The 12,055-nt window shown below is 65.0% G+C and carries 8 protein-coding genes; all 8 read right to left on the bottom strand.

The features are described 5' to 3' along the window. Positions 1 to 17 precede the first annotated feature (17 nt). The 8 genes from LH475_RS14055 to LH475_RS14020 all read right to left on the bottom strand — a co-directional run bounded on the left by LH475_RS14055 (position 18) and on the right by LH475_RS14020 (position 11,922). Positions 18 to 353 (bottom strand): metalloregulator ArsR/SmtB family transcription factor, encoded by a 336-nt coding sequence (locus tag LH475_RS14055; protein WP_196844901.1) that lies wholly within the window; start codon positions 351 to 353, stop codon positions 18 to 20. Positions 354 to 487: 134 nt separating this feature from the next. Then, entirely contained in the window at positions 488 to 1,399 is a 912-nt protein-coding gene (locus LH475_RS14050; RefSeq protein ID WP_297414666.1) for an SGNH/GDSL hydrolase family protein, read from the bottom strand. A 171-nt stretch (positions 1,400 to 1,570) separates the two neighbouring features. Further along, positions 1,571 to 3,859: a polyribonucleotide nucleotidyltransferase gene (locus LH475_RS14045; RefSeq protein WP_297414664.1), complete on the bottom strand. Its 2,289-nt coding sequence runs from the start codon at positions 3,857 to 3,859 to the stop codon at positions 1,571 to 1,573. Positions 3,860 to 4,345: 486 nt separating this feature from the next. Then, positions 4,346 to 5,884, bottom strand: coding sequence for an amino acid permease (locus tag LH475_RS14040; RefSeq protein ID WP_196844898.1), 1,539 nt, complete (start codon positions 5,882 to 5,884; stop codon positions 4,346 to 4,348). A gap of 246 nt (positions 5,885 to 6,130) precedes the next feature. Then, entirely contained in the window at positions 6,131 to 6,400 is a 270-nt protein-coding gene (gene rpsO, locus LH475_RS14035; RefSeq protein WP_092112143.1) for a 30S ribosomal protein S15, read from the bottom strand. Between the two features lie 448 nt (positions 6,401 to 6,848). Beyond that, on the bottom strand, positions 6,849 to 9,794 hold the full coding sequence (locus LH475_RS14030) for an aminotransferase (RefSeq protein ID WP_297414658.1): 2,946 nt from the start codon (positions 9,792 to 9,794) through the stop codon (positions 6,849 to 6,851). Positions 9,795 to 9,856: 62 nt separating this feature from the next. Then, complete coding sequence (locus LH475_RS14025; protein ID WP_196844897.1) at positions 9,857 to 10,972, bottom strand: AI-2E family transporter; 1,116 nt, start codon at positions 10,970 to 10,972, stop codon at positions 9,857 to 9,859. 59 nt (positions 10,973 to 11,031) lie between these two features. Next, on the bottom strand, positions 11,032 to 11,922 hold the full coding sequence (locus tag LH475_RS14020) for an LLM class flavin-dependent oxidoreductase (RefSeq protein ID WP_196844896.1): 891 nt from the start codon (positions 11,920 to 11,922) through the stop codon (positions 11,032 to 11,034). Positions 11,923 to 12,055 lie beyond the last annotated feature (133 nt).

The following is a 12,055-nucleotide window of genomic DNA, read 5'->3' as shown; positions in this document are numbered from 1 at the left end:
GTTGCGCCCGGGCGGAACTACTCCTGCTCGAGGTGGCGGAGCAGGGCGTGTGAGTCGGTGAGGTTGGCCATGACCATGCGTTTGGCGGCGACGAGCAGCTCGGCCGCATCGGTGCCCCGCACCGCGTAGAAGATCGTGTTGCCGTCGCGCCGGGTGGTGACGACGCCGGCCCGGCGAAGCACGCCGAGCTGTTGGGACAGATTCGACAGTTCGCAACCGATGGCCTCGGCCAGGCTACCCACCGATCGTTCACCGGCTACGAGCTGTTCCAATACCTGCACGCGCAATGGATGCCCGAGCGACTTGAACAAGTCAGACTTGAGTTGGGCGGCGGGCAGACCAGAACTTAGCACAGCTTTATTATATAGCTAGTTTCTAATTCTTTCAATTAGTTAGCCGCTGCGTGGATCAGCGGGGTCGACCGGGCAGATGCTGCGCGGCACGTCGCGGACGCAGCATCTGTCGGTGGTTATCTGGCCGCGGTCAACTAGCGGCGAAGCAACCCGTCGTGGAGTAGGGCGCGATAGTAGCCGAGTGCATTACCCAGGGCGTTCGGGTGAAAGTTGGCCGGTGCTGCCGGGTTGCTCGGGTCGAAACTGATGAACGGAATCCTGGAGCCGATGCCGTGGCCGGCGAACTCCTGGGTCGGGTCGACATAGCGGATTCGGTTCCCGCCCAGGGCTGCAGGAACCAGATCCTCCGACGCCGCAATGACGCTATTGAGACCAACCGTGCCAGCGTTTACGAGGTCTCCGACCGGCGGAACCGCCGGTTCGAACAGCAGTGGATAGCCCAGAACGGCGATCCTGGCCCGGGGAAACTTCGCGGCGATGGCGACATAGAGCGTGGGCAGCGTGGTCGCCAGCGCGAGGGTCTTCTGTTGACTGAGAGCGATGGTGGCCAGGCACGTACTATTCGGATTCACTGGATAGTCCGCGCAGGCGGCCAGGACCTGATTGGAACCGGCATCGATGCCGCCGACGGTCAGTGTCACCAACCCGGGGGAACTCGTGATGGCATCCAGTTGTTGATATACGCTCTCCACGGTCGCGCCCGAGCACGCCCGGTTGGTGGGGAGTCGGAACGGACTGAGCACAGAAACAATGGTCGGGTAGCTCGAGGACCTGCTGCGCAGGCATACCCCCGAACTGAGATCATACGGGGGGGCACCCTGCCCGGCCGTGAACGAGTCTCCGATAGCCACGTAGTCGAGGGCTGGCGAAGCACCGGACCGCACAGAGGATGCTGCGGCCAGGCCTGATTGTGCGATGGTGGCGTTGGCCATCGCTGGCGTTGCCGCGGCGGGCATGGCAGACACGCCCGCGACGAGGCCGAGAACGAGCACGGACAGTGCAGCTGTGCGCGTGAGCAACCGCGCTTTGTTCTGAGGATTCATCATGTGGGCACCGTACCGCGCCACACTACGGCCGAGCAATAGGGCCGCATGACCAGTTGTTGGCCCAACACAGCGAAAAGGCCCGAACCGCCGAAGCGGCCCGGGCCTTCCGTCTACCCGACCGACCTGGCGAGAGGTGATCGGGAGATCTTCGGGGCTGGTTGGCCCCCTGTATTAAACCTCGGTCGAAGCGTCTGCACTGTCGGAGGCCGCAGCGCGACCTTCGGTGTCAGCGGCCTCGTCGAGAACCGGGGCGAGCGACAGCTTGCCACGGTCGTCGATCTTCGTGATTTCCACGAGCACCTTCTGGCCGACGCCGAGCACGTCTTCGACGTTCTCGACCCGCTTGCCACCAGCAAGTTTACGCACCTCGGAGATGTGCAGCAGACCATCCTTGCCCGGGAGCAGGGAGACGAAGGCGCCGAACGCGGCGATCTTCACGACGGTTCCGAGGAACTGCTCGCCGACCTCAGGGTTGGTGGGGTTGGCGATGGCGTTGACCTGGGCGCGAGCGGCCTCGGCCGACGGTCCATCGACGGCGCCGATGTACACGGTGCCGTCTTCCTCGATCGAGATGTCGGCACCGGTGGTGTCCTGGATCGAGTTGATCGTCTTGCCCTTCGGGCCGATCAGCTCGCCAATCTTGTCGACCGGAATCTGCACGCTGATGACGCGGGGCGCGGTGGGCGCCATTTCGTCGGGGGCGTCGATCGCGGCGTTCAGCACGGACAGGATCGTGGTGCGGGCATCCTTGGCCTGTGTCAGCGCGCCGGCCAGGACCGAGGCGGGGATGCCGTCGAGCTTGGTGTCGAGCTGGATCGCTGTGATGAATTCGCTCGTACCGGCAACCTTGAAGTCCATGTCGCCGAGGGCATCTTCGGCGCCAAGGATGTCGGTCAGGGCCGCGTAACGAGTCCGGCCGTCAACGGTGTCGCTGATGAGGCCCATGGCGATACCCGCCACCGGGGCGCGCAGCGGCACTCCGGCGTTCAGCAGCGACAGGGTCGAGGCGCAGACGGAACCCATCGAGGTGGATCCGTTGGAGCTGAGCGCTTCGGAGACCTGACGGATGGCGTACGGAAATTCCTCTCGCGAGGGCAGCACGGGAACCAGGGCACGCTCAGCGAGGGCTCCGTGCCCGATCTCACGGCGCTTCGGGGTACCGACGCGTCCGGTTTCACCGGTCGAGTAGGGCGGGAAGTTGTAGTTGTGCATGTAGCGCTTCTTGGTGACCGGGCTCAGGGAGTCGATTGACTGCTCAAGCTTGAGCATGTTCAGGGTGGTGACGCCCAGGATCTGGGTTTCGCCGCGCTGGAAGATGGCTGAGCCGTGCACGCGCGGGATGACCGCAACCTCGGCGTCGAGCGGACGGATGTCTGCCAGCCCGCGACCGTCAATACGGATACCCTCGTCGAGCACGCGTGAACGCACGACGAGCTTAGTGACCGACTTGTAGGCCGCGTTGACCTGGTTATTGGCGCTCGAGTCGAGCTCGCCGGCGTCGACCTTGGCCGCGACGGCGGTCTTCACGGATGCCTTGAGAGCGTCGTCAGCGTTCTGACGTTCGACCTTATCGGCGATCATGTAGACCGCCTTCAGCTGGTCGTAGGACAGCGCCGCGACGGCGTCGTAGGTGGCGCTCTGGTACGGCGGGAACAGGGCGAAGTCGGCGGTCGGCTTCGCGGCCGCGTCGGCTACCTGCTGCTGCGCGAACACGAGCTGCTTGATGAACGGCTTGGAGGCCTCGATGCCCTGGGCAACGACCTCTTCGTTTGGCGCGATGGCGCCACCCTTGATCAGGTTCCAGGCGGCGTCGGTCGCTTCGGCCTCGATCATCATGATCGCGACGTCCTGTGCCCCGGCAGCATCCGTGACGACGCGGCCGGCGACGACCATGCTGAACACGGCGTCAACGATCTGCGAGTGCTTCGGGAAGGCAACCCACTGCCCGCCACCGTTCTCGTTGGGAATGAGGGCGACGCGAACGCCACCGATCGGTCCGGAGAACGGCAGTCCGGCGAGCTGGGTCGACATGGAGGCCGCGTTGATCGCGAGCACGTCGTAGAGTTCGTCGGGCTCGATGGCCAGAACGGTGATGACAACCTGGATCTCGTTGCGGAGACCGTCAACGAACGACGGGCGCAGCGGCCGGTCGATCAGACGGCAGGTGAGGATTGCGTCGGTCGAGGGACGACCTTCGCGACGAAAGAAGCTGCCCGGGATGCGTCCGGCAGCGTACATACGCTCTTCGACATCGATGGTGAGCGGGAAGAAGTCGAAGTTGTCCTTCGGCTGCTTGCTGACGCTCGTGGCGGAGAGCAGCATCGTCTCTTCGTCAATGTACGCGGCAGCTGAACCCTGCGCCTGCTGGGCGAGACGCCCGGTTTCAAAACGGATGGTGCGCGTGCCGTACTTGCCGTTATCGATAACGGTTTCGGCGAACGTGATCTCTGGACCCTCCATGTGGGGGTTTTCTCCTTTAAGTATGCTTCTCGCCATTCTGGCGACGAAGGCTCGCGTGCCCATGTGGCGCACGAGTGGGACGAGGAGCCCGAACAGGCAGGACTAAGCCGCATGTCAACGCTTACGCTTTGCTGGCCACCAGTAGAAATTCACCAGGAGCTACGCGTCTGGGAAACCACCACCGAGGACCAGCTTCCTGCCAGCCTGCTCCGGTTGCTCGGCCACTTCCGAAGAAGGGCCGGTGTCAGCTTATCAGACAGCCGGTTTTTGCCGGTCCTGAGCCGCTGTGCGCGTGTGAGTCCGTGGTGCAGCCGGCGCGGGACGGATGCCTGGCTCCAGCTCGGAGCGATTGTCGTAGGCGATACCCATGTGGACGATCGATTTCGCGGCAGGCGCTGTGTTGTAGGTCCGCGGTAGATTCGGCTCTATCCGGGGTTTCCCATTGGGTCGCCGTTGGGCAAGCGATGAGTTCACCGACAGCAAGAGCTAGTCGATGGGCCTGGATTCAACGGACCTGGGGTCGAAGGCTGCCTCCGCAGCCGCCGCTGTGGCAGCGCGCTGCTTGATGCCGAGCACCGAGTGGCGTCGACCGTAGGAAAAGTACACGACGAACCCGATCGCGAGCCAGACCAGGAACCGTACCCAGGTCAACGTGGTCAGGTTGAGCATGAGCCACGTGCAGAGCACCGCCGAGAGAATCGGCAACACGGGAGAGAACGGCACCTTGAACGCGCGCGGCAGGTCGGGGCGATTCTTGCGCAGCACGACAACGGCGATGCTCACGAGCACAAAGGCCGAGAGGGTTCCGATGTTGATCATCTCTTCGAGTACGCCGACGTCGGTCAATCCGGCGATGAGGGCGACGGCGGTGCCCGCGATGATCTGGATGCGGGCCGGCGTGCGGCGCTTCTCACTCGTCACGCTCAGCCAGCGTGGGAGCAGACCATCACGGCTCATGGCGAACAGCACCCGCGAGAGCCCGAGCAGCAGCACCATAATGACGGTCGTGAGACCGACGAGGATACCCACGGAAATGATCTGGGCCGCCCAGCCCGCACCGACGGCCACGAAAGCCGTCGCGAGCGAGGCATTGGGATCGTCGGCGAGCACCGTGTACGGGACCATGCCGGTGAGCACCAGGCTCACGCCGAGGTAGAGCACGGTGACGATGGCGAGCCCCGCGAAGATACCGCGCGGCAGGGTCTTCTGCGGGTTCTTGACCTCTTCAGCGCTCGTGGCCACGACGTCGAACCCGATGAACGCGAAAAACACGAGCGAGGCGCCGGCGAGCAGTCCGAACAGGCCGTACTGGGCGGGCGCCGCGCCGGTCATGAACGAGAACAGTGACTGCATCCACACGTCGCCCTCGCCCGGCTTGGACGGCACGGACTCCGGGATGAACGGGGTGTAGTTCTTCGGGTTGATGAAGAACGCGCCGACGATGATGACGAAGACGACGATGGCGACCTTGATGATCGTGAAGACGCTCGCGACCCGGGCGGAGAGCTGGGTGCCGAGCACGAGCAGCGCGGTGAAGATCGCGACGATGACGAAGGCACCCCAGCTCACGTCCAGGCCGAGCACATTGATCGTGGACGGAACGTTCCAGCCGGCCAGGTCGAACACGGTGCTGAGGTAGATGCCCCAGTACTTGGCGATCACGGCGGCCGCGGTGAGCATCTCGAGAATGAGGTCCCAGCCGATGATCCAGGCGAGCAGTTCGCCGAGGGTGGCGTAGGTGAAGGTGTAGGCGGAACCCGCGACGGGAACGGCCGAGGCGAACTCGGCGTAACACATGATCGCGAGCGCACAGGTAAACGCGGCCAGGAGAAAGGCGAGGGTGACCGACGGTCCGGCGTAGCTGCCGGCGGCCTTGGCACCGACCGAGAAGATTCCCGCGCCCACGGCAACGGCGACGCCCATGATCATGAGGTCCCAGGTGCCGAGGGTGCGTTTGAGGCTGTGGCCCTTCTCCAGCGAGTCTGCTATCGAATCTTCAATACTCTTGGTGCGCCAGAGACTCATGCGTAGTGGTATCCGTTCGTTTTTGCCAACTCCCCATGCTAGCAACCCCGTTCTCCCCCCGTTCAGTTGTAGCCGGCCCGTGCGGGGCTGATTCGAGAGAAAGGGCCGGGCGTGGGCAGAGCGCCGACAGACCCGAATGAGCACCGTTTCGGTCTACGTTGGGGAACGCAGAACGGGCCGCCACCCCGAGGTGACGGCCCGTTCTGAAGAAGTTCGCGGTATCAACGCTGCATTCGCTACGAAAAATTAGCGACGCAGGCCGAGGCTGCCGATCAGTGTGCGGTACCGAGTAATGTCGATGTCCGACAGGTAACCGAGCAGACGGCGACGCTGACCAACCATAAGAAGCAGGCCACGACGTGAGTGGTGGTCGTGCTTGTGCTCTTTCAGGTGCTCGGTGAGGTCGAGAATGCGCTGCGTGAGCATTGCAATCTGAACTTCCGGGGACCCGGTGTCGCCTGGGTGGGTAGCGTACTTTTCGATGATCGCCTTCTTAGCATCTGGTTCGAGTGCCATAAAGTAGATCCCCTTTCTCTCACTGCGCGGTGCCCCTGGCTGAATGCCTGAGCTCTCTTTATCCGCGGCCGTTGAACGGCAACCTAAACACTTTAGCAGAACGGGCGACCGGCGCGGTCCCACGGTGCATATTTGGCGGCATCCCTTCCGGTCCGTCCCCTACCTGTGTGCCGCTACAGCGTGGGAAATAATCGAGGAGGTGCACTCATGGGTACGTTGCTCTCCGGCAATCCGGGCACCGTGATCATCTTCGACGATCGACGCGCTCATGCCCTCGGCCAATAGCGCCGGCGGCCTGGTCTTCATCGCCGCACCAGAGCCGTCGAAACCTCGCCGCTGGGCCGAGCACTCAGGTGCTCCGCGCAGCATCCCGGTGTGATGGCGCAGTGGCCTCCAGCTGCGTCAGATCGAACGCGATGGTAATGAAGATGAAACCGTTGGAGACTCCTCATGCCGAAATTTCGCTGAGCACGTCCTCGAGAGCGTGTAGAAAATGGTCGGCGCTGGCGATGGTGAGGCAGAGCGGCGGCTTGATCTTGAGCACGTTTTTGAAATCGCCGGTGGGCTGTGCGATGCAGCCGCGCAGCAGCAGCTCGGTGCAGATCAGGGCGGCGGCGGCGGTGGCCGGCGTGAAATCGGCCCGATCGCTGACCAGTTCAACGCCGAGATAGAGACCCAGGCCGTAGACCGCACCGATCAGGTCGAATCGTTCGCCGAGCTGTTCGAGTCCGTGCTTCAGGTGACGACCGACGACCTCCGCGTTCTGTTGCAGGCCTTCGTCACGCATGATGTCGAGCACGGTGAGGCCGATACGGCAGCTGAGCGGGCTGCCGCCGGCGGAGGAGAAGAACGGTCCGTCGTCGGCGAATCGTTCGGCGATGTCGCGGCGAGTGATGACCGCTCCAAGCGGATGACCGTTGCCCATCGCCTTGGCGATGGTGATTATGTCGGGGACCACGTTTTGCTGCTCGGCACCCCAGAAGTATTCGCCGAGGCGCGCGTAGCTCACCTGGACCTCGTCGGCGATGCAGAGTCCACCGCGGGCGCGCACCCTGTCGTACACGCCGGTCAGGTAGCCATCGGGCAGCAGCACGCCGCCGGCATTGCCGAACACCGGCTCAGCGATGAATGCGGCGACCGTGCGCCCGTCGTCAGCCACGGCCTGCAGGTCACCGTCGAGATCGTCGAGGTAGTGCGGCGCCGAGTGCATGCCCCGATACTTGCCGCGCACGGCGTTGGGCGCCTCGACCAGGTGCACCCAGTCCGGCCTCGTATCGAGCGCCCGGGGGTTGTCGGCAACCGAGGAGGAGACGGCCTCGGCTGCCATCGACCAGCCGTGGTAGGCCTCCCGCACCGACAAGACGGTGTCATGGCCGGTGTAGGTGAGGGCCAGGCGCAGGGCCAAGTCGACGGCTTCGGTACCGCTGTTGACGAGGAAGACGGTGTCCAGCGGGTCGGGCGCGAGCTCGGCGAGGCGTTCGGTGAACCGCACGAGCTCTTCGTAATGAAAACGGGAGTTGGTGTTGAGCAGCGACCACTGGCTGCGTGCGGCCTCGGCAATGCGCGGGTGTCCGTGTCCAACGGTCGTGACATTGTTGACCATGTCGACGTAGCTTTGCCCGTGGGTGTCGATGAGGTGCTGTTTCCAGCCGCGCTCGATCTGCGGCGGGTCCGCATAATAGTGTTCCTGAACGCGCGCGAACGACGCATCGCGGCGCTGCAACAGGGCCGCCGGGTCGTCGAGCGACCGGAAGGTTTCCAGCCCGAGCAGCGCGGAGGGGTCGGGGCACACCCGCTGCCACAGTGCAGCGTTCGACGGTGCGACGAAAAACGGGGGACGGATGCCGCGGAGCCGGCTGGCCTGCACGGTCACGCGAGCGATGACGCTGCTGTGCCGTGCGCCGCCGGAGCCGGCGTCGACCGTGCCAACAACGGCGCCAAAAACGGTTCCCGCCCCAATCGCCTGACCGTCCAGGGCCCTCGCGTCGACGCCGGTCAGCCACAGGTCATGGTCGGCACCTTCAAGTCGCACCGCGTCGGCATCAACCACAACGACGGTCCCGTCGATCGGCGCCATGACCGGGCTTTCGGCGGGCAGGTACACCTCGACGCCGAGGGCCAGGGTGACCGACTCCTTGGCTGTGTCACGGCGGGTCTGCGATAGCCGGTACTCGCCGTAGCGGGTGACGGCGTGGCCGAGGCGGGCTGCGGCATCCGCTGCCACCCGCTGGTCTATGCCCGGTTCGAGCCAGCTGCCGGCGTCGAACACGGCGCTCGTGACCGACAGGTCGATGATGGCTGCGCGGTCCAGTGGACCGGCCAGGGGGTGTTCGGTTGCCCCGATCGGCGCATCCGCGCCGGTCACGGCGAAGCGGATGAGGGCTTCAAGCTCGGCGCCGTCCTGGCCGGCCGCCGTGTCGAAGGCGAGCCACTCGCGGGCGCGGTTCGCGTCGGCGTAGTCGTTGTCACCGTCGAGGTGCACCTGATGTTCACCGCTCACAACGAGCACCGCCGTACGAAGCACGATAAGGGGCCAGAGCGCCTCAAGTTCGGCGTCGGAGAGCGGCACCAGCCCGGTGAAGGCGACGATCGGGTCGAGGATGGCGAGCGGATGCTTGGGGCTCCGGTACAGCACGCAGGCGCACGTCGCGGCGAGTTCGGCGACGAGCCAGCCCTGCGCCAGATCACCGAAGTCGATTACGCCGGTGATCGTGTCGCCGCTGATCGTGACGGCAGCGTCATCGCGGCTCACAACGTTGTCGTCGGTCAGGTCACCGTGAATGGTCTGCACGCGCAGGTCGACCGCGACCCGGGCGAGCTGCTGCCGGGCCCGGTCAGTGACGGTGCGCAGCCGCTCGCGATGGTCGCCGTCGTCGACAAACCGCAGGAGCGCGTCGACGACCTCACCGCCGCGCCGCAGATCCCACTGCAGAAACCGGTCGGTTCCCGGGTGCTCGAAGTCGGCGAGTCCCCGAACGATGCGACCGGCCACGTCACCGAGCGCACGCATCTGCCCGGTCGACAGGCGCCGCGAGTCGGTCAGCGGATGCCCGTCGACGTAGGTCAGCAAACGCAGGTCAAGGTTTTGCCCGTCGATGCTGACGCGCTGAATCTCGTCTGCGTCGGTCCCGGCAACGGCCGAGGGCAGGTCGAGGCCCAGGCCGCCGAGGTGCGCCAGGGCGGCGTTTTGAGCCTCGAGCTCGACGGTGGTGATGGCCGGGTTGGAGACCTTGAGAACGACGGTGGCGGCATCCGTTTCGATGCGAAAATTGCGGTCCTGGTGGCTGCCGAGCTCGGTGACGGTGCCCGTGACGCCGAACCGGTCCCGGGCGAGCTGGGTCGCCTGCTCGAGAGTCAGGCGCGGGCGGGGCAGGTGAAAAAGGCTCTGCGTCAAGTTGTTCTCCAGTCACGCGGGTGGCAGCGGTGGCACGGGCAGGGGAAAGCGGATGCGCCGGTTCAGCGCTTGCGCATGCGACGCTTGGGCGGGATGGCACGGGGGCGCGGGGTTTCCGGTGTGTTCCACGCCTTGGCGATTGCCCACGCGACGGCCGCGATCGGCACCGAGAGCACGGCGCCGACGATGCCGCCGAGGATGGTTCCGGCGGTCAACCCGACCAGAATGACGAGCGGGTGCAGCTTGAGCGATTGCGCCATGACGACCGGCTGCAGAAAATTGCCCTCGAGCTGGTTGACGGCAATCACGATGATGATGACGATGAGCGCGACGCCCGGCCCACTCGCGACGAGGGCGACCAGCGCCGCGAGCACACCGGCTGCGGTCGCGCCAATCAGCGGAATGAACGCACCGAGGAACACGATGACCGCCAGCGGCAAGGCGAGCGGCACCTGCAAGACGGCCAGTCCGATGCCGATCGCGGTGGCATCGACGGCAGCAACGATCGCCGTGCCGCGCACGTAGCCGCCGAGCACCCGCAGCGAGGTGTGGCCGATTCGGCGTCCGCGGGCGAGGCGCTCGCCCGTGAACGGCGTCAGGAAGAAGTTCCAGATTTGGCCACCGTCTTTGAGAAAGAAGAACAGAATGACCACGAGCAGCACGGTGCCGGTTATCAGTTCGAAGACAGCGGATGCTCCGGCGAGCGCCCCGGTGCCGAACTGGCTACTGGTGAGAAAGTCCACGATCGCGGTGCGCGCGCCGTTGATCTGCTTCGCGTCGACCTGAATCGGCCCGTCGATCAGAAACTGCTGGAGACGGTCGATGCCGGTGGAGGCCGAGAAGAACAGTTCGTTCCACTGGTCGCGCACCGCGAAGACGATGAGGGTGATGATGCCGCCGAAGACGGTGATGCCGCCGAGCAGGGTGATCCAGGTGGCCAGGATGGCGGCGACGCCGCGCTTGCGCAGTCCGTTAATGACCGGGCTCAGCGCCGAGGCGAGGATGATCGCGATCAGTACCGGGATGACGACGAGCTTGAGCTGAACCAGGCCGAAGATGACCGCGGAAGCGAGAATGATGACGAGCAGAATCTGGCCGCTGCGCAATCCGAGCCAGCCGAGCCGATCGTTCCGTGGGGTGCGAGGTACCAATGGCGTGGGGTCGTCTTGTGCGCGCATGCACCCAGCCTAGACATCCGCTGGGCAGAAACACCGATCGACCGGCCTCTTTGACTGATTCAGTGCAGGGCACCCGCGACCGTGTCGAGGATGCCCTCGTCGCCCGCGTAGAGGCCGTGCTCGCGCGGCCAGTGGCTGATCACATCGGTGAAGCCGAGCTCAGCGGCCCGGCCGACGGCATCCTCAAAGGCGTTCATGCTCTGCAGGGAATATGTTCCGCCACTGTCGAGCGAGAGGTAGCGGTCGATCGCGGCGGGGTCCCGGCCCGCGCCGCTGACGACGTCGTCGAGCCGGAGGGTGAGAGCGCGCACGCTGGTCCACCAGTCCTCCCCCTCCGCGCCGTCCTGCCCGGTCGTCACCCAGCCCTGCCCGAAACGGCTGGCCAGTCCGAGACCTTTCGGCCCGTTGGCGGCGATCAGGAACGGTACCCGCTGGCGGTCTCCGTCACCGATATCTGGTTGCACCATGCGCGCGTGATCGGCGGTGTACCACTCGCCGGCGAAACTGATACCGTCGGTGGCGCCCTGTTCTTCGCCGCGCAGCAACAGGTCGAGGTCGGTGACGAATTCAACAAACCGTTCGTGTCGCAGTCGAGGCGTGAACTGTGCCTGGCCGAGAACGCTCGCGTCAAAACCGGTGCCGCCCGACCCGATGCCGAGCAGAAACCGCCCACCCGACACATCGTCGGCCGTTGCGACATCCTTGGCAAAGGGCACCGGATGCCGAAAGTTCGGTGACGAGACAAAGGTGCCGAGCGTGATGCGCTCGGTCACGACCGCCGCCGCGGTGAGGGTGGGGATGGTCGCGTTCCACGGCTCGTCGGCGAGTGAACGCCAGGACAGGTGGTCGTAGGTGAAGGCGTGGTCGAAGCCGTATTGCTCGGCGCCAAGCCACTTTCTGCGAGCAATCGGCCAGGGGTCCTGTGGAAGGATGACGATTCCAAAGCGCATGAGTCGAGTCTATTCAGTGGGATAAAAACCCGCGGTTGCAATGTCGCCGGCCAGTGCCAGACTCTGCACATGGACACTCGGCACATGGACACTCCGCACATAGACACTCCGCAGATGCACACTCCGCAGATGC

Origin of the sequence: Cryobacterium sp., assembly GCF_026786305.1 — a bacterium.
Taxonomy (GTDB): domain Bacteria; phylum Actinomycetota; class Actinomycetes; order Actinomycetales; family Microbacteriaceae; genus Cryobacterium.
This window is presented reverse-complemented; position numbering and strand designations above follow the sequence as displayed.

What these genes read in the sequence shown, in the direction of transcription:
- rpsO (WP_092112143.1), bottom strand. Translation starts at nt 6,400, where the DNA reads ATGGCACTCGAACCAGATGCTAAGAAGGCGATCATCGAAAAGTACGCT.
- LH475_RS14040 (WP_196844898.1), bottom strand. Translation starts at nt 5,884, where the DNA reads ATGAGTCTCTGGCGCACCAAGAGTATTGAAGATTCGATAGCAGACTCG.
- LH475_RS14025 (WP_196844897.1), bottom strand. Translation starts at nt 10,972, where the DNA reads ATGCGCGCACAAGACGACCCCACGCCATTGGTACCTCGCACCCCACGG.
- LH475_RS14020 (WP_196844896.1), bottom strand. Translation starts at nt 11,922, where the DNA reads ATGCGCTTTGGAATCGTCATCCTTCCACAGGACCCCTGGCCGATTGCT.
- LH475_RS14045 (WP_297414664.1), bottom strand. Translation starts at nt 3,859, where the DNA reads ATGGAGGGTCCAGAGATCACGTTCGCCGAAACCGTTATCGATAACGGC.
- LH475_RS14050 (WP_297414666.1), bottom strand. Translation starts at nt 1,399, where the DNA reads ATGATGAATCCTCAGAACAAAGCGCGGTTGCTCACGCGCACAGCTGCA.